This window comes from Pseudoxanthomonas sp. CCNWLW251 (assembly GCF_037402255.1).
Classification (GTDB): Bacteria; Pseudomonadota; Gammaproteobacteria; order Xanthomonadales; family Xanthomonadaceae; genus Pseudoxanthomonas_A.
The window spans coordinates 98061-119202 of sequence record NZ_JBBEGA010000001.1; the positions used below are offsets into that span (position 1 = coordinate 98061).

22 protein-coding genes are annotated in these 21142 nt (G+C 67.0%); 15 read left to right on the forward strand and 7 right to left on the reverse strand.

Annotation, left to right across the window (positions count from 1 at the left end):
* Nucleotides 1–16: 16 nt before the first annotated feature.
* The 6 genes from WBN46_RS00410 to WBN46_RS00435 all read right to left on the reverse strand — a co-directional run bounded on the left by WBN46_RS00410 (nt 17) and on the right by WBN46_RS00435 (nt 6693).
* Nucleotides 17–3133 (reverse strand): two-component regulator propeller domain-containing protein, encoded by a 3117-nt coding sequence (locus tag WBN46_RS00410; RefSeq protein WP_337729840.1) that lies wholly within the window; start codon nt 3131–3133, stop codon nt 17–19.
* Between the two features lie 144 nt (nt 3134–3277).
* Complete coding sequence (locus tag WBN46_RS00415) at nt 3278–4678, reverse strand: replicative DNA helicase (protein ID WP_298122208.1); 1401 nt, start codon at nt 4676–4678, stop codon at nt 3278–3280.
* A gap of 224 nt (nt 4679–4902) precedes the next feature.
* Nucleotides 4903–5352 carry a 50S ribosomal protein L9 gene (rplI, locus tag WBN46_RS00420; RefSeq protein ID WP_337729841.1) on the reverse strand — a complete coding sequence of 150 codons (450 nt, stop codon included), beginning with the start codon at nt 5350–5352 and terminating at the stop codon, nt 4903–4905.
* 97 nt (nt 5353–5449) lie between these two features.
* Nucleotides 5450–5680 (reverse strand): 30S ribosomal protein S18, encoded by a 231-nt coding sequence (rpsR, locus tag WBN46_RS00425; protein ID WP_055942998.1) that lies wholly within the window; start codon nt 5678–5680, stop codon nt 5450–5452.
* 25 nt (nt 5681–5705) lie between these two features.
* A complete protein-coding gene (gene rpsF, locus WBN46_RS00430; protein ID WP_142125379.1) occupies nt 5706–6134 on the reverse strand; it encodes a 30S ribosomal protein S6 in 429 nt (142 codons plus the stop codon).
* Between the two features lie 220 nt (nt 6135–6354).
* Nucleotides 6355–6693, reverse strand: a complete 339-nt coding sequence (locus WBN46_RS00435; protein ID WP_337729842.1) for an iron-sulfur cluster assembly accessory protein — start codon at nt 6691–6693, stop codon at nt 6355–6357.
* A 119-nt stretch (nt 6694–6812) separates the two neighbouring features.
* On the opposite strand from WBN46_RS00435, the gene asnS reads away from it, so the two are divergent.
* The 15 genes from asnS to WBN46_RS00510 all read left to right on the forward strand — a co-directional run bounded on the left by asnS (nt 6813) and on the right by WBN46_RS00510 (nt 20178).
* Nucleotides 6813–8213 carry an asparagine--tRNA ligase gene (asnS, locus tag WBN46_RS00440; protein WP_337729843.1) on the forward strand — a complete coding sequence of 467 codons (1401 nt, stop codon included), beginning with the start codon at nt 6813–6815 and terminating at the stop codon, nt 8211–8213.
* 3 nt (nt 8214–8216) lie between these two features.
* Nucleotides 8217–8522: a hypothetical protein gene (locus WBN46_RS00445; protein ID WP_337729844.1), complete on the forward strand. Its 306-nt coding sequence runs from the start codon at nt 8217–8219 to the stop codon at nt 8520–8522.
* On the forward strand, nt 8519–8827 hold the full coding sequence (locus tag WBN46_RS00450) for a hypothetical protein (RefSeq protein ID WP_192201100.1): 309 nt from the start codon (nt 8519–8521) through the stop codon (nt 8825–8827). The genes WBN46_RS00445 and WBN46_RS00450 overlap by 4 nt, the downstream gene beginning before the upstream one ends.
* 10 nt (nt 8828–8837) lie before the next feature.
* Entirely contained in the window at nt 8838–9482 is a 645-nt protein-coding gene (locus WBN46_RS00455) for an FMN-binding negative transcriptional regulator (protein ID WP_337729846.1), read from the forward strand.
* 105 nt (nt 9483–9587) lie between these two features.
* Nucleotides 9588–10376: an SDR family oxidoreductase gene (locus tag WBN46_RS00460; protein ID WP_337729847.1), complete on the forward strand. Its 789-nt coding sequence runs from the start codon at nt 9588–9590 to the stop codon at nt 10374–10376.
* 44 nt (nt 10377–10420) lie between these two features.
* On the forward strand, nt 10421–11842 hold the full coding sequence (locus WBN46_RS00465) for an aldehyde dehydrogenase (RefSeq protein WP_337729848.1): 1422 nt from the start codon (nt 10421–10423) through the stop codon (nt 11840–11842).
* A 24-nt stretch (nt 11843–11866) separates the two neighbouring features.
* Complete coding sequence (can, locus tag WBN46_RS00470) at nt 11867–12532, forward strand: carbonate dehydratase (protein WP_337730847.1); 666 nt, start codon at nt 11867–11869, stop codon at nt 12530–12532.
* On the forward strand, nt 12525–12956 hold the full coding sequence (locus WBN46_RS00475) for a RidA family protein (RefSeq protein WP_337729849.1): 432 nt from the start codon (nt 12525–12527) through the stop codon (nt 12954–12956). Before can ends, WBN46_RS00475 begins: the two co-directional genes overlap by 8 nt.
* A gap of 1 nt (nt 12957) precedes the next feature.
* Nucleotides 12958–13506, forward strand: a complete 549-nt coding sequence (locus tag WBN46_RS00480) for a 3-hydroxyanthranilate 3,4-dioxygenase (protein WP_337729850.1) — start codon at nt 12958–12960, stop codon at nt 13504–13506.
* 84 nt (nt 13507–13590) lie between these two features.
* Nucleotides 13591–14601, forward strand: coding sequence for an amidohydrolase family protein (locus WBN46_RS00485; RefSeq protein WP_337729851.1), 1011 nt, complete (start codon nt 13591–13593; stop codon nt 14599–14601).
* A 169-nt stretch (nt 14602–14770) separates the two neighbouring features.
* A complete protein-coding gene (kynU, locus tag WBN46_RS00490) occupies nt 14771–16045 on the forward strand; it encodes a kynureninase (protein ID WP_337729852.1) in 1275 nt (424 codons plus the stop codon).
* Between the two features lie 15 nt (nt 16046–16060).
* The gene (locus WBN46_RS00495) at nt 16061–17431 is read left to right on the forward strand and encodes an NAD(P)/FAD-dependent oxidoreductase (RefSeq protein ID WP_337729853.1); all 1371 of its coding nucleotides are present in this window, start codon (nt 16061–16063) and stop codon (nt 17429–17431) included.
* A complete protein-coding gene (sbcB, locus tag WBN46_RS00500) occupies nt 17428–18867 on the forward strand; it encodes an exodeoxyribonuclease I (protein ID WP_337729854.1) in 1440 nt (479 codons plus the stop codon). Before WBN46_RS00495 ends, sbcB begins: the two co-directional genes overlap by 4 nt.
* 66 nt (nt 18868–18933) lie before the next feature.
* Entirely contained in the window at nt 18934–19620 is a 687-nt protein-coding gene (locus WBN46_RS00505) for a DUF2461 domain-containing protein (RefSeq protein WP_337729855.1), read from the forward strand.
* Nucleotides 19621–19635: 15 nt separating this feature from the next.
* Entirely contained in the window at nt 19636–20178 is a 543-nt protein-coding gene (locus WBN46_RS00510; RefSeq protein WP_337729856.1) for a DUF2939 domain-containing protein, read from the forward strand.
* Between the two features lie 18 nt (nt 20179–20196).
* Here the strand turns inward: WBN46_RS00510 and WBN46_RS00515 are convergent, their stop codons facing one another.
* A complete protein-coding gene (locus WBN46_RS00515; RefSeq protein WP_142125360.1) occupies nt 20197–21105 on the reverse strand; it encodes a 5'-nucleotidase in 909 nt (302 codons plus the stop codon).
* Nucleotides 21106–21142 lie beyond the last annotated feature (37 nt).

A 21142-nucleotide genomic window follows, 5' to 3' on the forward strand; every position in this document is an offset into this window, starting at 1 on the left:
GCGGATGCCCGCTGCTTCAGCGCCCGTACTTCCCGTCATGGCGCCCCAGCAACCAGCGTTGCCACCGGCGTGACCGCGCGCGGTAGGCGAGCGCCGCCGGCACACGGACGTCGATGCAGGTGCCCTCGCCCGGTCGCGATGCGACGTCCAGCGTCGCGCCCAGCCGCTCTGCGCGTTCGCGCATGCCCGCCAGCCCCCAGTGCCCGTGCCTGCCTCCGCGTGCCAGTACATCGGGTTCGATGCCGCGACCGTCATCGATGAAGCGGACGCGCACGCCATCCGTCGCCTGTTCGATCACGACCTCGATGTGCCCCGCATGCGCGTGGCGGAATGCGTTGACCAGCGCTTCGCGCCCGATCTGCACCAGTTCGTCCTGCACGATCGGATCCAGGGGCACGGCCAGTCCCTCCATCGTCACCCGGCAGGAAACATCCGCATCGCTGGCCAGGTCGGCCGCCATCCGGACAAACACGTCGGACAGTCCGCCCGCATGGTGGGTCGCGCGCAGGTCGAGCACACGGTCGCGCGCCTCCACCAGTACGTCGTCGGCGCGCTCCAGCACGGACTCCAGGGCATCCCGCCCGGGTGCGCTCGCCCCCAGCGATCCTGCCACCGCATGGAAGCGCAGGATCAGCCCCTGCACGCTCTGCAGCAGGGTGTCGTGCAACTCGCGGGCGATGCGCTCGCGTTCGCGGTGGCGCTCCTGCAGGCGGTCATGGATCTGCCGGGATACGCGGCGAAGACGCATCAGGTAGGCGACCCACAGCAGTCCGGCGATCAGGGCGATGCACAGCAGGGCGAACCATGGGGTCTGGTAGTAACGCGGCGCGATCGAGAACGCGATGCTGGCGCCCGTCTCGTTCCACACCCCATCGTTGTTGGCCGCCAGCACGCGGAACACGTAGTGCCCCGGCCCCGGATCGTTGTAGTACGCCACGCGACGCGTGCCGGCCTCCTGCCATTCCTGCTCGTAGCCTTCGAGCCGGTAACGGAACCGGACCCGCTCGGGGATGGCCAGGCTCAACGCGGTGTAGCCGATCTGCAGGTTGCGCGCGCCGGCAGGCAGCGACAGCGGGCCGCCCTCCAGGCGATGGTCCCGGCCGTCGACGGACAGCGCGCGGATCGCCACTGGCGGTGGCAACGGATTGCGCTGGATGGCCTTCGGATCGATCGACACCACGCCACTGGTGGTGGCGAACCAGAGCTTTCCATTCCCGGCCTGCAGCGCGGTCGGGATGGGTCGGAACTGCGCGGGGACGCCGGGAAGTCCGTCGAGGAAGTCGAAGAGATCGTACGCAGCGTGCGGCGAATCCTTGAGCACCGCCTCGATGGCGCTGGCCGGCACCCGCACGATGCCTCGCGCACCGTTGAGCCAGAGATCACCGTCCGCCGTCTCCACGATGCCGGAAATGCCACGGAACGGGCTGTCCGCGCGCGCGCGCAGGCTCTGGATGCGGTCGCCGCGCAGACGCGCAAGACCCCGCTCGCCGCCGATCCAGATGCCGGAACGCCCCTGATGCAGCGCACTGACGTTGCCGACGTCCAGACCCTTCGAGGGGCCGAATACCTGCAGCCTGCCTTCCCGCATCCGCGCGATGCGGTTGTGCGCGAAGCCCATCCACAGCTGACCTTCCCGGTCGGCCAGCAGGCTCAGCGGCGACGAGCCATCGCGCGTACCCGCCAGTTCCTGCAGATGGGTCCAGTGGCCGTCGCGCAGGCGATGGATGCCTGGCGTGTTCAACGACACCCACAGCGTACCGTCGGTCGTCCGCGCGATCGCCTGCACGCCCGAATACGCGCTGACCGGCAGGGGCGCTGCGGGCGCCAACCTGCCGTCACGCAATGTCCACAGTCCTTTGGGACCACCGAGCCAGACCACGCCTTGGTCGTCCTTGTAGGCTGCGGTCAGCGGCGGAGGCAGCGACAACGTCTCGAGCGCACCGTCCCGCAGCCGCATCAGGGGCCGGTTGCGGCTTCCCGCCAGCACGGCTGCGCCGTCATCGGCGACGATGGCGAAGTCGTGCGCGCCGTCGGGCAGACGGGCCAGCACCACGTTGGCATGGCGGAAACGATCCAGTCCGCGACTACTGCCTACCCAGATCGTGCCCTCGCGGTCTTCCAGCAGCGGCAACGCATAGTCCGAACTGAGGCCGTCGCGCTGGCGATAGCTCTCGAAGTGCGGTTGCCCTTCGCCCGCCAGCCGGTAGACGCCGTCGCCCAGGGTGGTGGCCCACAGCGCACCGTCGCGGTCGAACAGCAGGCCGGCCGATGGCAGCGGCAGCGCCGCGGTCGACATCGGAACTCCCGGCAGGGGCAGTACGCGTACGGCGCGGTCGGCCTCGGCAATCCAGATGCCGCCGTCCGGCGCCTGCGAAAACTGGCTGATCCTGCCTACCGGTGCCTGCACGCGCTGGAAGGCCCGTGCTCCACGCGGCAGAAAAGCGGCGCCTTGCTCGGTCGCCACCCACAGCGTGCCGGACGCATCGTTGAACACGGTGCGCGCCTGCCGGCCGGGGAATTTCCATTCCGGCCCCAGCGCGTGCCATCGTCCCCGTTCCAGATAGACCAGCCCGGTGAAGGTGGCGGCCCACAGCCGGCCATCGGCATCGCGGGCAAAACCGAAGACGGTTCCGCTGGGCAGACCTTGTGCTTCACCGTAGTGATCCAGTCCGCCCGCGTGGATGTGGCTGACGGCACCGTAGCGGAAACCCACCCAGAGCCCCCCCTCGGGAGGCGCATACAGGGCCGAAACACTGGTCGCGGGCAGCGACTCGCCGGCCGGAGGCGCATAACGCTCGAACTGCACGCCATCGAAGCGGTACAGGCCGATCTGGGTGGCCAGCCAGAGATAGCCGTCCGCGGTCTGCGCCAATGCGGTGATCTGACCCGGTGCACCGTCCTTGACGTTCCAGGCCGTGTGGTGGAACTGCGACAGCTGGCGGTGGATCTCGAGGGCCGACGCCACCTGCATGCACGCAAGCAGCACCAGACCGGCCCATGCGGCCCGCCAGCCACGCAACCGCCTGCTTGTGCCCGCGCCCGACGCACTGGCCACTGGATTCCCCTGCACGTCTACTCGCTGGCGGCTCTGTTCCGCCACTGCCATCGCCACGGCGACGGGCCATCTGGCCATTCGTGTTCCGGACCACCGCCGCACCGGGCACCGCGTCCGGGCGCCCCCCAGCGCCCTTCAATGCCTGGTATCGGTTCCCCCGAGGACCGGTCCTGCCCCGTGCAGCGTACTACGCGACAAGCATCGCCGCGAACACCCATGGGGTCATTCGAACGCGCCGATGCTGTCGTGGCTCAGGTTGTCGAAGCGGGTGTATTCGCCGAAGAAGCGCAGCTTGCACGAGCCGGTCGGACCCGAACGCTGCTTGCCGATGATGATCTCGGCCAGGCCTTTGTCCGGCGAGGTTTCCTTGTTGTAGTAATCGTCGCGGTAGATGAAGACGATCATGTCGGCATCCTGCTCGATGGCGCCCGATTCGCGCAGGTCCGCCATCACCGGACGCTTGTCGGTACGCGTTTCCAGCGAACGGTTGAGCTGCGACAGCGCGAGCACCGGCACGTTGAGTTCCTTCGCCAGTCCTTTCAGGGACCGCGAGATCTCGGAAATCTCGGTGGCGCGGTTTTCGCTGTTGCCCGGCACGGACATCAGCTGCAGGTAGTCGATGACGATCAGGCCCAGGTCGTGTTCGCGTTTCAGGCGGCGCGCCTTCGAGCGCAGCACGTCCGGCGAGAGCCCGGGCGTATCGTCGATGAAGACCTTGGCCTGGTCCTTGAGGATGCGGATGGCGCTGGTGACGCGGCTCCAGTCCTCGTCTTCCAGCGAACCGGTGCGAAGTCGCGTGGCGTTGATGCGGCCGACCGACGAGATCAGTCGCATCGCCAGCTGCCCAGCCGACATTTCCATCGAGAACACCGCGACGGCCTTCTTCGACTTGATGGCCGCATACTCGGCGATGTTCAGCGCGAACGTGGTCTTGCCCATCGCCGGACGCGCCGCCAGGATCACCAGGTCGGTGGGCTGCAGGCCCGCGGTCATCATGTCGAACTCGGTGTAGCCGGTCGGCAGGCCGGTGACGGTGCCGCCGCTTTCCGAACGTACGCGCAGGACTTCGAACGCATCCTTCAACGCATCGTTCATCGCCACGAAGTCGGTACGTCCGCGTGCGCCCTGCTCCGCGATCGCGAACACTTTCTGTTCGGCGACCGCCAGCATCTCGTCGCTTTCCTTGCCCTCCGGCTGGAAGGCGTCGTTGACGATCTCGGTGCCGACCTCGATGAGCTGGCGCATCACCGCCTTGTCGCGCACGATCTCGGCATAGGCCGTGATGTTCGCCGCCGACGGCGTAGTACTGGCCAGTTCCACCAGGTAGGCACCGCCAGCGACCAGTTCCATGTGCCCCTGCGACTCGAACCACTCTCCCAGCGTGACCGCATCGAACGGACGGTTCCGTTCCGCGAGTTCGCCGATGGCGCGATAGATCAGCTGATGGTCGCGACGGTAGAAATCATTCGGCGTGAGCTTGTCGTTGATGCGGTCGTACGCTTCCGGCGCCAGCATCAGGCCGCCCAGCACCGCCTGTTCCGCCTCGATGGAATTCGGCGGAACGCGCAGCTGTTCGATGCGCGAGTCGTGCGGGTCGGTGCGGAAGCCGGTACGTGCGGGCATGGACAGTACAACCAGGTCGGAATGGGGCCGGACCGGACATCGTAGGAGCCCGGCCTGTGGGCACGCGACGGAACAACCTGTGGATAAGTATCTTCAGACTGATCTTTTGTCGTCTCACCCGCTGCGACGGCGCGGGCCACCTGTCGGCATGCGCCGACGGCAGAAACAGAACGGGCGCCTTGCGGCGCCCGTCTGTCGGCATCACGGATGATGCGCTGGCTGGATCAGGCTTCCGCCTGCACCACGACCTTGACCGTCGTCTGCACGTCGGCGTGCAGCTTCACGGCGATTTCGTACTCGCCGATGTTGCGCAGCGCGCCTTCGCCCATGATGACTTCGCTCTTCTCGAGCGGCAGGCCAGCGGCGGTGAACGCGTCGGCGATGTCGCGCGGACCGACCGAACCGAACAGCTTGCCCTCGGTCGCGGCATTGGCGGTGATCGTGACGCTGGCACCTTCCAGCTTGGCGGCGCGGGCTTCGGCGTCGTCGTGCACGGCCTTGGCCTTGGCTTCGTAGTCGGCGCGCTTGGCTTCGAACTCGGCGACGTTGGCGGCAGTGGCCGGCACGGCCTTGCCCTGCGGCACCAGGTAGTTGCGGCCGTAGCCCGGCTTCACGCTGACCTTGTCACCCAGGACACCCAGGTTGGTCACTTTCTGCAGAAGAATCAGTTCCATCGTATTGCTCCGTATTCGTTAGCAGGCCTGGCCTGCAGCGATTGGCTGTCCGAATGACAGTAGGAAGAAGAACCTCCCCGCGAGGGGAGGTTCTGGATTACACGTCGTGGTTGTCCGTGTACGGGATCAGCGCCAGGAAACGGGCGCGCTTGACCGCGGTGGACAGCTGACGCTGGTAGCGGGACTTGGTACCGGTGACGCGGCTCGGCACGATCTTGCCGTTCTCGGTCAGGTACTGGCGCAGGGTGTTGAGATCCTTGTAGTCGATCTCTTTCACGCCTTCGGCGGTGAACTTGCAGAACTTGCGGCGGCGGAAGAACTTGGACATGGTGTGGCGCTCCTAGATGGCGTGCTCAGGCGGCTTCGGCGGTGTCGGAATCGGTCGAAGCCTCGGTGCTGGCCTCGCCTTCGTCATCGTCACGGCGGCGGCGCTCGCCACGCTCGGGCTTGTCGCCCTTCTCGTCCTTGTTCTTCATGATCAGGGACTGCTCGGTATCCGGACCATCGCGCTTGATGACCAGGTTGCGCAGCACCGCATCGTTGAAGCGGAAGCTCTCGACCAGTTCGTTCAGGACGGCCTGGTCGGCTTCGATGTTGAGCAGCACGTAGTGGGCCTTCACCAGGTTCTGGATCGGGTACGCCAGCTGGCGGCGGCCCCAGTCTTCCAGACGGTGGATCTTGCCGTTGCCGGTCTCGATCAGCGACTTGTAGCGCTCGATCATGGCCGGCACCTGCTCGCTCTGGTCCGGGTGGACCAGGAACACGACTTCATAGTGACGCATCGTTATTTACCTTTCGGATGTGGGCCCGGCATGCGGAGCGCGCGCCGGGCGGGACAGCCCCCCGACCACTCCGCGATGGCGCCGGCGGGGTGCGGTGGGGCAAGGACCCGCGGCCAGCAGGCCATCGGGAGCCGGAAATTATGTCAGGTCAGTGACTTAGGGGCAAGCCGGGGCCATCAACACCCCAGAGGGGCAGCAACCCCGGCCCCCACCAGTACACTCAGGCCGCGTCGGCCGTGGTGGTGAAGCTCTCGCCGCAGCCGCATTCGGCCGCCGCGTTGGGATTGTTGAACAGGAAGGTCTCGCCCAGGCCCTGCTTCGCGAAATCGATCTCGGTGCCATCCACCAGCGCCAGGCTGTCGGCATCCACGTAGATCCGCACGCCCTGGAAGTCGAACACCGTGTCGCCCTCGCGCTGATCGCGGGCTAGGTCGGCCACATGGCCCCAGCCGGAACAGCCGGTGCGGGTCACCCCGAAACGCAGGCCCAGTGCCCCCGGGGTCTGTTCGACGAAACGCTGCACGCGTTCCAGCGCAACCGGCGTGAGGGTGATGGCCATGCGGTGCTCCTGCGGGACAACTGGGAAGGAATTATAGCGGTGGCCGCGCAGCGTGGGCCGCGCGGCTCTTGTAAACTCCGCGTTCCATTAATGTGTCTGTTTACGGAAGGATTCAAGCCATGACGGTGGTGAGCGTCGAACATGCGCTGGCGGGCAAGCTCCCGGCCGGCGGCGAGGTCACGGTGCGCGGCTGGGTGCGCACGCGGCGCGACTCCAAGGCCGGTCTGTCGTTCGTCAACGTCAGCGACGGCTCGTGCTTCGCGCCGATCCAGGTGGTAGCCCCGGACACCCTGTCCAACTACGAATCCGAAGTGAAGCACCTGACCACGGGTTGCGCGGTCATCGCCACGGGCATCCTCGTCGCTTCGCAGGGCCAGGGCCAGAGCTTCGAGATCCAGGCGTCTTCCATCGAGGTCGTCGGCTGGGTGGAGGATCCCCTCACCTACCCGATGCAGCCCAAGCAGCACTCGCTGGAATACCTGCGCGAGTTCGCCCACCTGCGTCCGCGCACCAACCTGTTCGGCGCGGTCGCGCGCATCCGCAACTGCCTGGCCCAGGCCGCGCACCGCTTCTTCCACCAGAACGGCTTCTACTGGATCAGCACGCCCATCGTGACCACGTCCGATGCCGAGGGCGCCGGGCAGATGTTCCGCGTGTCCACGCTGGACCTGGCGAACCTGCCCCGTGGCAAGGACGGCGCGGTGGATTTCTCGCGCGACTTCTTCGGCAAGGAAACCTTCCTGACCGTGTCCGGCCAGCTCAATGCCGAGGCCTATGCGCTGGCCCTGAGCAAGGTCTACACCTTCGGCCCGACGTTCCGGGCCGAGAACAGCAACACCACCCGCCACCTGGCCGAGTTCTGGATGATCGAGCCGGAGGTCGCGTTCAACGACCTGGCCGCGAACGCGCAGCTGGCCGAGGACTTCCTGAAGTACATGTTCCGCGCCGTGCTGGATGAGCGCGGCGACGACCTGGCCTTCATCGCCGAACGCGTGCAGCCCGATGCGATCACCCGCCTGGAAGCCTTCGTCAATGCGCCGTTCGAGCGCATCGACTACACCGATGCCATCGGCCTGCTGCAGAAGTCGGGCCACAAGTTCGAGTTCCCGGTGGAATGGGGCCTGGACCTGCAGACCGAGCACGAGCGCTGGCTGACCGAGCAGCATGTCGGTCGCCCGGTGGTGGTGACCAATTACCCCGAGCACATCAAGGCCTTCTACATGCGCCTGAACGACGACGGCAAGACGGTCGCCGCGATGGACGTGCTGGCCCCGGGCATCGGCGAGATCATCGGCGGCAGCCAGCGCGAGGAGCGCCTGGACATCCTGGACGCGCGCATGGCGCAGTTCGGCCTGGATCCGGCGCACTACGGCTGGTACCGCGACTTCCGCCGTTATGGCACCGTGCCGCATGCCGGCTTCGGCCTGGGCTTCGAGCGCCTGGTGGTATACGTCTGCGGACTGAGCAACATCCGCGACGCCATCCCCTACCCGCGCGCACCCGGCAACGCGGAGTTCTGATCGATGCTGCTGTTCTTCGCCCTCTGCTTCGTCGGCATCGCCATCGCCGGATTCTGTGCGTTCGTGATCTTCTGGCCGCTGACACTGGTGCACGTCCGCGACCGCCATGCGGCGCTGGGTGCGCAATGGGGCGAAGGCGCCTTCCTGAAGCCGGTCGCGCTGCGCTGGTTGCTGGGTGGTGGCTATCGCCAGATCACCGACAGCTCGTTGTCCGGCCTGGCCACCCCGGCGAGGATCTCGCTGTGCGTGATCTTCGTCGGGCTGGGCATGGCCGGGCTGTTGTGGCTGTGGGCGGAGGCCCTGGGATGAGCGATCACATGAGCGAACACTGGTACCTGGCTTCACTGGGCCGCACGCTGATCTGGGCACGCCTGCGCGTACTGGAGGCAGGCACGGCCGAGGTACTGGACAGCGACGGGCATACCCTGCCCTACGACAGCGAAGACACCGCGCGCGCCGCGCTGTTCGATGCCGAGTTCGTCGCCTGGGACGGTCTGGACGAAGATGACGCGCTCGCGCGCGGCTTCTCGCTGCACGACGTCTCTCCCCCGCATGCGGACAGCGACGACGTGCTGCGACCGATGATGGTGCAGTCGCTGGGCGCCCGCGCCTGAGGCACGCGCCATGTATACGCCGCGCGCGTTCGCCGAGACCGACCTGGCCGGACTGGACCGGCTGATCGCACGCGACGCCTTCGTCACACTGGTCACCGTCGCCGACGGCCTGCCCTTCGTCAGCCACCTGCCGGTGCTCTACACCCGGGATGGCGACCGCGTGCTGATCGAAGGCCATTGGGCCAGGCCCAACCCGCAGGCACGGCATGCCGGCAGCGCACTGATGATCGTGCATGGCCCGCATGCCTACCTGTCGCCCGGCTGGTATGCGGACAAGGAAGAAGCCGCGCGCGTGCCCACGTGGAACTACGCGGTTGCGCACCTGCGCGGCACGCTGGACATCACCGAGGAGACCAGCGCCCTGGCCGGGATCGTCGATCGCCTGAGCCAGGTGAACGAGGCCTCCGTCGGCAACGATTGGCGGTTCGAACACGGGCGCGCTGACCACATGCGACAGCTGCGCGGCATCGTGGGCTTCCGTTTCGTCGTCGAGCGCATCGAACTGAAGTTCAAGCTCAGCCAGAACCATCCCGTCGCCAACGTCGAGGGCGCCGCCGCCGCGCTGCAGCGGCTGGGCGGCGAAGACAATCTGGCGGTGGCCAGCCTGATGCGCGAGCGCCTGGAGCGCCGCAAGGACAGCGCGGAAGCGACGTAAGTCGCGACGGGGGATTTCAGTCCTCCGGGTTTGCCGGAAAAGCATCACGACTTGCGTCGCTCCCACAGGGCTACACTCGACGCCTTGTCCATCCGGGAATGATGCATGGATCTCAATCTTGCCCGCCGGCACGCACTGGTCTGCGGCGCGTCCGAGGGGATCGGACGCGCCGCCGCGCACGAGCTCGCCCTGCTCGGCGCTGATGTCACCGTGCTGGCGCGCCGATCCGACGTGCTGCGGGACGTGGCCAACGCCCTGCCTGTCGTTGCCACCGGCCAGCGCCACGGCACGCTGGCCGTCGACATCGCCGATGCGACAACGCTACGCGACAACGTCACCGGGCTGGTCGCCACGCACCGGATCCACATCCTGGTCAACAACACCGGCGGCCCACCGGGTGGGCGAGCCATCGAGGCCGTGGCGGATGACTACCTGGCCGCCTTCCAGCAGCACCTGCTCGCCAACCAGGTGCTCGCTCAGGCAACCGTACCCGGCATGCGTGAAGCCGGCTGGGGCCGCATCGTCAATGTCGTCTCGACCTCGGTGCGGGAACCCATTGCCAATCTGGGGGTGTCCAACACCATCCGGGGCGCTGTCGCCAGCTGGGCCAAGACGCTGTCGAAGGAACTGGCCCCGGATGGCATCACGGTCAACAACGTGCTGCCCGGCTACACGCGCACGCAGCGGCTGGAGCAGATCCTGCATGACCGCATGCAGGCCACCGGCAAGGATGAGGCCACCGTCAGCAGCGCGATGCTGGCCACCGTGCCGGCAGGTCGTTTCGCGGACGCGCACGAGATCGCCGCCGCCATCGCCTTCCTCGCCTCGCCCGCCGCGGGCTACATCAACGGCGTCAGCCTGGCCGTGGATGGCGGACGCATGCAATCGATCTGATCCGCCGGCACAGGGGGCTTGCCAGCCGGGTTAAGCTAGTGGACATGGACCGCTTCAGCCACTTCATCGCGGGCGAACCGCGCCACGGCGGCGCATGGCGTCCCGTGTTTGAACCCGCGTCGGCCCAGGTCTATGCCGAGGTCGCCGAGGGCACCGAAAGCGATGTGCTGCATGCGGTCGATGCGGCGGAATCGGCATTTCCCGCGTGGGCGGCGCTGACCACGACCGGGCGTGCGCGCTGGCTGGAAAAACTCGCCGATGCGCTCGAAGGCCGGCTTGAGGAATTCGCCCTCGCCGAATCGCGCGATGCCGGCAAACCACTGGCGCTGGCGCGCGACATCGAAATTCCCCGTGCCATTGCCAACCTGCGCTTCTTCGCCCACGCGGCAACCCAGTTCGCCAGCGAGTCGCACCATGGCGAAGCCGGGCTGAACTACACGCTGCGGCAGCCACTGGGCGTGGTCGCCGCGATTTCGCCATGGAACCTGCCGCTGTACCTCTTCACCTGGAAGATCGCCCCGGCATTGGCCGCCGGCAATACGGTGGTGGCCAAGCCTTCGGAGATCACGCCCGCCACGGCGTCGATGCTTGGCGCCTTGGCCGCAGAGATCGGCCTTCCGCCCGGCGTGCTGAACATCGTGCATGGCACAGGCCCGGCGGTGGGCGAGCCACTGGTGCTGCATCCTGCGATCAGGGCAGTGTCTTTCACCGGCAGCACCGGGGTGGGCCGTCGCATTGCCGGCCTCGCCGGGCCGCAGCTGAAGAAGGTCTCGCTGGAACTGGGGGGCAAGAACGCCACGCTGGTATTCGCCAACAGCGACTGGCGCGCGCACCTCGACACGCTGCTCCGCTCCGCTTTCCAGAACGCCGGGCAGATCTGCCTGTGCGGGTCGCGATTGCTGGTGCAGCAGGCGATCTACGACGAATTGCGCGATGCATTGATCGAACGCGCGCGGGGACTGCAGGCGGGGGCACTGGACGATCCCACCACGCGCCTCGGCGCGATGGTGTCGCAGGCGCACTTCGACAAGGTGCTGGCCTGCATCGCGCGCGCGCGAACCGAAGGCGGCCACGTGCTGCTCGGTGGGCATGCGCTGGAGCGGCCCGGCTGGTTCATTGCGCCCACGGTCATCGACGGCCTCGGACCCCAGGCAGCCACCAATTGCGAGGAAATCTTCGGCCCGGTCGTGACCCTGCAGCCGTTCGAGGACGAGGCCCATGCGCTCGCGCTGGCCAATGCCGGCGACTACGGCCTGGCGGCCACGCTATGGACGCGCGACCTGGACCGGGCCCATCGGCTGGCGTCGCAACTGCGTGCCGGCATCGTCTGGATCAATACCTGGATGACCCGCGACCTGCGCACGCCGTTCGGCGGCGTGGGCGCATCCGGTCTCGGCCGCGAAGGCGGCCACGAGGCCATGCGTTTTTTCACCGAACCCAAGAACGTCTGCGTGGCGTTGCGCTGAGGACCATCAAACCCCATGTCCGACCTGACCGAACTCGAGAAACTGCTGCAGAACAACCGCGACTGGGCCGCCCGCATCAAGCAGGAGGATCCCGGCTTCTTCAAGCGGTTGTCGCAGCAGCAATCACCGCGCTACCTGTGGATCGGCTGCTCCGATTCGCGCGTGCCGGCGAACCAGATCCTCGGCCTCGACCCCGGCGAGGTCTTCGTCCACCGCAACATCGCCAACGTGATGTCGCACGGCGACCTCAATGCGCTGTCGGTCGTCCAGTTCGCCGTCGATATCCTGAAGGTCGAACACATCCTGTTGGTCGGTCACTACGGCTGCGGCGGCGTGCACGCCGCCATGACCGGCCTGCGCGTGGGGCTGGCCGACAACTGGCTGCGCCATGTCGCCGATGTCGCACTCAAGCACAACGATCTGCTGGAACAGGTCGATACCGAATCCCTGCGCCATGCCCGCCTGTGCGAACTCAACGTGATCGAGCAGGTGTTCAACGTGTGCCAGACCACCGTGGTGCAGGATGCATGGGCACGCGGCCAGCCGCTCGCGATCCACGGCTGGGTCTACAGCCTGTTCGACGGCCGCGTGCGCGAACTCGGCATGGACGTGGCTGCGCAGGATGAACTCCAGCCTGCGTACCAGCGTGCGCTCGCCGGCGTCCCGGGCAAGGGGAAGCGCGATGAGTGATGTCATCCATGCCGATGCCGCGCCGAAGCCCGTCGGCCAGTATCCTCACGCGCGCCGCGTGGGCGACCTGCTGTTCCTGTCCGGCATCGGCCCGCGCGATCCGGCCAGCAATGCCATCGTCGGCAACGTGCACGACGCCGAGGGACGCCTCATCAGCTATGACATCGACGCACAGTGCCGTGCCGTGTTCGCCAACGTCCGCGCAGTGCTGAAGGCCAGCGGTGCACGCTGGGAAGACCTGGTGGACGTGACGGTGTACCTCACCGACATGGCGCACGACTTCAAGGTGTACAACCAGGTGTGGGCGGAGTATTTCCCCGACCCGGCGGCGGCGCCCTGCCGCACCACGCTGGGTATCACCTCGCTGCCGACCCCGATCGCCATCGAACTGAAATGCATCGCGCACCTGTCCGAGGCCCACTGACATGCTGCCCAATCCGCTCAACTTCCAGGCATGGATCGATGAGCACCGCCACCTGCTGAAGCCGCCGGTCGGCAACAAGGTCATCTACGACGGCGACTTCATCGTCATGGTGGTCGGCGGCCCGAACGCGCGCACCGATTACCACTACGACGAGGGTCCGGAGTGGTTCTACCAGTTGGAAGGCGAAATGGTGCTGCGTATCCAGGAGAATGGCGCGCCGCGTGACATTCCGATCCGGGCGGGCGAGATCTTCCTGCTACCGCCGCGTGTGCCGCATTCGCCGCAACGCATGCCGGGCTCGGTCGGCCTGGTGATCGAACGCAAGCGCCTGCCGCACGAAGACGACGGCCTGCTGTGGTTCTGCGAGCGCTGCAACGCGAAGGTGTACGAGGAGTACTTCCACCTGAACGATATAGAGCAGGATTTCTTCAGGGTGTTCGAGGCCTTCTACCGCAGCGACGACCTGCGCACCTGCAAGGCCTGCGGCCATCTGAACCCCCGCCCGAGCCGCTATGAGATGCAGGCCGATTCGCAAGCCGACATCACCTGAGGTGGCGGTGCGCGCGCCCCGGGGGATGGGTCCCGTTCGGCACTGCAGCGCGAATCCCGCGCGGGCAGCCCCTACAATCCGACGATGCTGAAGATCGACACCCACGCGCACTTCCTGCCCCGCGACTGGCCCGACCTGGCGGCCAAGTACGGTGACCTGCGCTTTCCCGTGATCCACCACGGCGACGACGGCCGCCATCGCATCTACAAGGACGGCAAGTTCTTCCGCGAGATCTGGCCCAAGACCTGGGACCCGGAAGAACGCATCGCCGACTACGCCAAATTCGGCGTGCAGGTGCAGGTCATCAGCACCGTGCCGGTGATGTTCAGCTACTGGGCCAAGGCGCACCATGCGCTGGAGCTGCACCAGGCGCTCAACGACCACACCGCTGCCGCCTGCCGCGACTATCCGCGCCACTATGCGGGCATCGGCACGGTGCCGATGCAGTCGCCCCGCCTGGCCGTACAGGAGCTGGAACGCTGCATGGACCAGTTGGGCCTGCAGGGCGTGCAGATCGGCAGCCATGTCAACGACTGGAACCTCGACGCACCGGAACTGTTCGAGTTCTTCCAGGCGGCCAGCGAACTGGGCGCGGCGATCCTCGTGCACCCCTGGGACATGATGGGCGCCGCATCGATGCCCAAGTACTGGCTGCCCTGGCTGGTCGGCATGCCCGCCGAACAATCGCGCGCCGCCTGTTGCCTGATTTTCGGCGGCGTGCTCGAACGGTTGCCCGGATTGAAGGTCTGCTTCGCCCACGGGGGCGGCAGCTTTCCTTACACCATCGGCCGCATCGAGCACGGCTTCAACATGCGGCCCGACCTGGTGGCCACCGACAACCATCGCAATCCGCGTGAGTACCTCGACCGGGTCTACTTCGATTCCTGGGTCGCCGATCCACGCGCGCTGCACTACCTGCTCGACACGGTCGGCCACGAGCGCGTGATGCTGGGCACCGACTACCCCTTCCCGCTGGGCGAACAGGAGCCCGGTGCCGGCATCGCCGCCCTGGGCCTGGACGAGGCCCGGCAGGCGCGCCTGTATCACGGCACCGCGCTGGAATGGCTGGGCTTGCCCGCCTCGAGGTTCCTGTGAAAGGGCTCGCTGTAGGAGCGACGTCAGTCGCGACCGCACGGCACGATCTTGCCAGGACCTTCAGTATCTTCGGGGGAGACCAGCCCATTCGACGTCATCTCCACCGACACTCCACGGTCGCGACTCACGTCGCTCCTACAACCCAAAGATCATCTCCAAACCACATTCCATGACCGACCCGCTGTCCCGCACCCACATCATCGCCCTCGATGCCGCCGACCCCTTGCGTCCGCTGCGCAACGAGTTCCTGATTCCGCGCCACAAGCACAACGACCAGGTCTACTTCTGCGGCAACTCGCTCGGCCTGCAACCGAAGGCGGCGCGCACCTACCTCAACGAGGTACTGGACAAGTGGGCCAACGAGGCCGTCGAAGGCCACTTCACGGGCAACGCGCAGTGGATGACGTACCACGAACTCGTGCGCGAACCGCTGGCACGCCTGGTCGGTGCGGAGCCGGCGGAAGTGGTGGCGATGAACACGCTGACCGCCAACCTGCACCTGATGATGGTCAGCTTCTACCGTCCGACGGCGGAGCGTCCGGCGATCCTGATGGAGGCCGGCGCATTCCCGTCCGACCGGCATGCGATGGAGTCGCAGGTACGCTTCCACGGCTTCGATCCCGCCACCGACCTGATCGAAGTGGAACCGGATCTGCCCGATGGCACGTTGTCGATGGCGGCCATCGAACGCGCCATCGTCGAGCACGGCCCACGCCTGGCGCTGGTGCTGTGGCCCGGTGTCCAATACCGGACCGGACAGGCCTTCGATCTGGCGGAGATCGCGCGGCTGGGCCATGCGCAGGGCGCCGTCGTCGGCGTCGACCTGGCGCACGCGGTGGGCAACCTGCCCTTGCGCCTGCACGACAGCGGCGTGGATTTCGCGGTGTGGTGCCACTACAAGTACCTGAACTCGGGGCCGGGTGCGGTCGCGGGCTGCTTCGTCCACGCGCGCCACGCGCATACCGACCGTCCGCGCTTCGCCGGCTGGTGGGGCCACGAGAAGGAGACACGCTTCCGCATGGGGCCGGCGTTCGTACCCACGCCCGGTGCCGAGGGTTGGCAGCTCAGCAACCCGCCGATCCTCGGGCTCGCGCCGCTGCGTGCATCGCTGGAACTGTTCGAGAAGGCTGGCGGCATGGAAGCCATCCGGACCAAGTCGCTGAAGATCACCGGGCTGCTGGAAGCGCTGATCCAGGCACGGCTATCGGACGCACTGCAGATCATCACGCCGGCCGACACCGCCCAGCGCGGTGCGCAGCTGTCATTGCGGGTAATCGGCGGGCGGGAGCGTGGCCGCGAACTGTTCGAATACCTGCTGTCCGTCGGTACCGTCGGCGACTGGCGCGAACCGGACGTGATCCGCATCTCGCCCGCCCCGCTGTACAACCGCTACATGGATGTCCACCGCTTCGTCGAGGAAGTCGAGACGTGGCGGGGGTTCTGATCCGGAGAAACGAGTTTGGTCACTGACGGCAAGCGACACATCACCATCATCGGCGCCGGCCTCGCCGGTGCGCTGCTGGCCACCCTGATGGCGCGCGCAGGGTGGCGCGTGGAGGTGTTCGAAAAACGCGGCGACCCGCGCGTGCAAGGCTATGCGGGAGGCCGCTCGATCAACCTGGCACTGACCGAACGTGGCCGCCATGCGCTGCGGATGGCGGATGCGGACGATGCGGTGATGCGGCAGGCGGTGATGATGCGCGGGCGCATGGTGCATGCCCTCGACGGACGGCTGCAGTTGCAGCGCTACGGACGCGACGACTCCGAGGTCATCTGGTCGATCCATCGCGGCGACCTGAACATCACGCTGCTGGACCTGGCCGAACGCGCAGGGGCCGTCATCCAGTTCAACCGCCGGTTGGAATCCGTGGATTTCGACGCGCGCATCGCCCGCTTCGTCGACGAGCAGGATGGCGGCGTCCACCCTGTCGGGTTCACCGCCCTGATCGGCGCCGACGGTGCCGGCTCGTCCTTGCGTGGCGCCATGCAACAGCGGGAGGATCTCGGTGAACGTACCGAGTTCCTCGACCACTCCTACAAGGAGCTCGAGATTCCCCCTGCCGCCGACGGCAGCTTCATCATGGAACCGAACGCCCTGCACATCTGGCCGCGCGGCCACTACATGTGCATCGCGTTGCCCAACGACGAGCGCACGTTCACGGTGACGCTGTTCCTGCCCAACGAAGGCGATCCGGGCTTCGACAGCGTGCGCAGCGGCGCGGATGCGAAGGCGCTGTTCCTGCGTGATTTCGCCGATGCGGTGCCGCTGATCCCGCGACTGGAGCAGGACTGGGACGCCAACCCCACCGGCCTGCTCGCCACGCTGTATCTCGAACGCTGGCACCTGCACGGCCAGGCCGTGCTGCTGGGCGACGCCGCCCACGCGATGGTGCCGTTCCACGGCCAGGGCATGAACTGCGCGTTCGAGGATTGCGTCGCCCTCGCCCACCACCTGCAATCCACGCAAGACCTCGCGGAGGCTTTCGCCGCCTTCGAAGCCGAGCGCAAGCCCAATGCACTGGCGATCCAGGAAATGGCGCTGGAGAACTACGTGGAGATGCGCGACAAGGTGGACGACAGCGGCTTCCTGCTGCAGCGGGAACTGGAGCGCGCGCTGCAGGAGCGCCATCCGCACCGCTTCGTGCCGCACTACACGATGGTCAGTTTCATGCGCATCCCGTACTCGGTGGCGCAGCATCGCAGCCACGTGCAGCGCGACCTGCTGGTACGGCATACCGCCGGGCGCGGTGCCCTCGACGGAATCGACTGGGCAGCGGTCGATGCCGATGTGCTCGCGCGCTTGCCGGTGCTGGAGGAAATGGCAGGGTGAGCGCCAGCTTCCTGTTCTACGACCTCGAGACCTTCGGCGCGGATCCGCGCCGCAGCCGGATCGCGCAGGTCGCGGCCGTGCGTACCACGCCCGCGCTGGAACTGATGGAGGAGCCGGTCAGCTTCTTCGTACAGCCAGCGGATGACCTGCTGCCCTCGCCCATCGCCACGCTGATCACCGGCATCACGCCGCAGCAGGCATTGCGCGACGGCGTCAACGAAGCCGAAGCCTTCGCCCGCATTGCCGACGAGATGGGGCGGCCGGAAACCTGCACGCTGGGCTACAACAGCCTGCGCTTCGATGACGAGTTCGTGCGTCACGGCCTGTTCCGCAATTTCCATGAGCCCTACGAGCGCGAGTGGCGTGGCGGAAACTCGCGCTGGGACCTGCTGGACGTGATGCGGCTGATGCATGCGCTGCGGCCGGACGGCATCGTGTGGCCGAAGCGGGACGACGGTGCAACGTCCTTCAAGCTGGAACACCTGGCGCTGGCCAACCGCGTCCGCGAAGGCGATGCGCACGAGGCTCTGTCGGATGTGTACGCCACCATCGGCCTGGCCCGGCTGATGCGGCAGGCCCAACCCCGCCTGTGGGACTACGCATTGCAACTGCGCGACAAGCGCTTCGCCGCGCGCCTGCTGGATGTGACGGCCATGCAACCGGTACTGCATGTCTCGCAGCGCTATCCCGCCAGCCGCCTCTGTGCGGCGCCGGTGCTGCCGTTGGCGCGGCATCCGCGCATCGACAATCGCGTGGTGGTGTTCGACCTGGAAAGCGATCCGGCCGCGCTGCTGGCCTTGGCGCCCGACGAGATCGCCGACCGTCTCTACACCCCGGCCGCCGATCTGCCGGACGGCGAGCAGCGGATCCCGCTGAAGGAAGTCCATCTGAACCGTGCACCGGCGCTGGTCGCCTGGTCGCATCTGCGCCCCGCCGACATGGACCGGCTCGGCATCGATCCCGTGCGCTGCGAGCGCCATGCGGAAGTCCTGCGCGAGGCCGGCCCGGCGCTTGCGGAGAAGGTGCGGCAGGTGTTTGCCGGCGAGCGGCAGTTCACTCCCGGCGATGTGGATGCCTCGCTTTACGATGCTTTCCTGGCGGACGCGGACAAACGCCGGTTCACCGAGGTACGGACCACGCCGCCTGCGCTGCTGGGCCAACGCGATTTCGGCTTCCGCGATGCCCGCCTGCCCGAATTGCTGTTCCGCTATCGCGCGCGCAACTGGCCCGGCTCGCTGTCTCCCGCCGAGCGCCAGCGTTGGGACGACTATCGCCGGCAGCGCCTCGCGACCGACAGCGGGATGTCCGAATACAGCTTCGCCAGCTTCGACGCCGAACTTGCGGAACTGCGGATGACGCACGCCGCCGATGCGGACCGGCTCGCGCTGCTGGACAGGATCCAGCAATGGCGCCAGGACCTGCAGGCCGGCCTCTAGTACGCCAGGCGACATCGAGGGCAGCCTTGTCGGCCTGATGACGCCGGCTTGTCTAGAATGGCGGCCATGGCCACCTACTTCTCCGATGCCAGCTTCAAGTTCCTGCGCGGGCTGGCCCGCCACAATGACAAGACCTGGTTCAACGACCACAAGGCGCAGTACGAGGATCACGTCCGGCAGCCATTCCTCCGGCTCCTGACGGACCTGCAGCCCGACCTGGCGGCAGTGAGCCTGCACTTCCGCTCCGAACCGAAGACGGTAGGCGGGTCGCTGTTCCGCATCTATCGTGACGCACGCTTTTCCAACGACAAATCCCCGTACAAGTCCTGGCAGGGTGCACGTCTGTTCCACGAGCGCCACAAACAGGTGCCCGCGCCCTCGTTCTACCTTCACCTGCAGCCAGGCGAATGTTTCGTCGGTGCCGGACTCTGGCATCCCGAGCCGGACACGCAGCGGCGGGTGCGGCAGTTCATCCTGGACAACCCGGGCAGTTGGAAGAAGGCGGCGCACGATGCGCCTTTCCGGCGGCGCTTCGAGTTCGAAGAGAGCGAGAAACTGGTCCGCCCTCCGCGCGGGTTTCCCGCCGACTTCGAGTTCATCGAAGACCTGAAGCACCGCAATTTCGTGTTCTGGCGCTCGCTGGACGACGCCACCATGACCGGTCCGAAGCTGCGCCAGACCGTGGCGGCCGATCTCAAGGCGCTTGGCCCGTTCGTCGACTACCTGTGCGCTGCGCTGGACCTGGAGTTCTGACCCGGAGGTTTGCCGATGAAGAAGTGGCTCGTGATCGGAGTGGTGGTCGCCCTCCTGCTGGGGTTGGCGGGCTATGTGGCGGCCGGGCCCTACCTGGCCATCCACGGCATCCGTACGGCGCTGGCGGAGCAGGACACCGGCAAGCTGCAGAAGCATGTCGATTTCGCTTCGTTGCGCGTGAACCTGCGCGCGCAGGTGGAGGACTCGCTCGCACGGCGCGCCGGACCGGAGCTCAGCGGCAACCTGTTCGGTGCCGCGGCGCTTTCGATCGCCAACAGCGTGCTGGGGCGCGGGGTGGATACGATGGTCACGCCAATGGGTATCGCCGCGATCCTGGAAGGCCGCGCCACATGGAAACGCGCCGTCGGCGACACCGTGGGCGGCGACACCTACGCCCCGCCGACGCCGGTAGATCCGCTCAGGCAGGCCAGCCACCGATACGAGTCGTTGTCCCGTTTCACTGCCACCGTGCACGACGATGAGGGCGACCCGGTGGTGTTCGTCTTCACGCGCCAGGGCCTGCACTGGCGGCTCACCGACATCCGCCTGCCGCTTTAGGGCGAGTGAAGGCCCGCCCTACGGGTTCGCCACCCCGTGCGGAACATGACCCGCGGCCACATGGTGGCGCGCGCTGTCGATGTTGTGTTGCGAATCGTCGAAGAAGATGTCGGCGCCGAAGGCTTCCAGGAACGGCCCCTTGTGGCGGCCGCCGAGGAAGAGCGCTTCGTCCAAGCGCACGCCCCACTCGCGCAGCGTACGGATCACCCGCTCGTGCGCCGGCGCGGAACGCGCGGTGACTAGGGCGGTGCGGATAGGCGAACGCTCATCGGGCGGGAATACCTGCTGCAGCTGGTGCAATGCCGACAGGAAGTTGCGGAACGGACCACCGGACAAGGGCTCGCGTGCGCGCTGTTGCTCGTGCCGGCCGAATGCCTCCACGCCCTGTTCGCGGGAAATGCGCTCGCTCTCGTCGCCGAAGATGACCGCGTCGCCATCGAACGCGATGCGCAGCTGATGTTCGTGGCGCTGCTGCGGTGCGCCTGCCGGCAGGATGGTCGCCGCCGCGATGCCGTGCTCCAGTGAGCGCCGCACCGATTCCGGGTTGGCCGACAGGAACAGGTCGGTGCCGAACGGCTTGACGTAGGGCCAGGTGGGCTCGCCGGCCGTGAACGTGGCACGCACGATCCCCAGGCCGTAGTGCTGGATGGAGTTGAAGATGCGCAGGCCGGTATCGGCCGAGTTGCGCGAGAGCAGGATCACTTCGACGCGCGGCGCTTCCGGAGGCGCCCCCACGTTGAGTGCCAGCAGCTTGCGCACGACGGGATAGGCGATGCCCGGCGCCAGCACATCGTCTTCGTGCGTGCGCTGGTAGTCGGAATAGGCCTGTACGCCCTCGCGCTCGTACAGCGCGTGGCTTTCCTCCAGATCGAACAGGGCGCGCGACGTGACCGCGACGGTCAGCAAACGGGGGGTGTTGTCGGCCATGCGCACAGTATCGGCGATCTGTGGCGCATGACGCGAG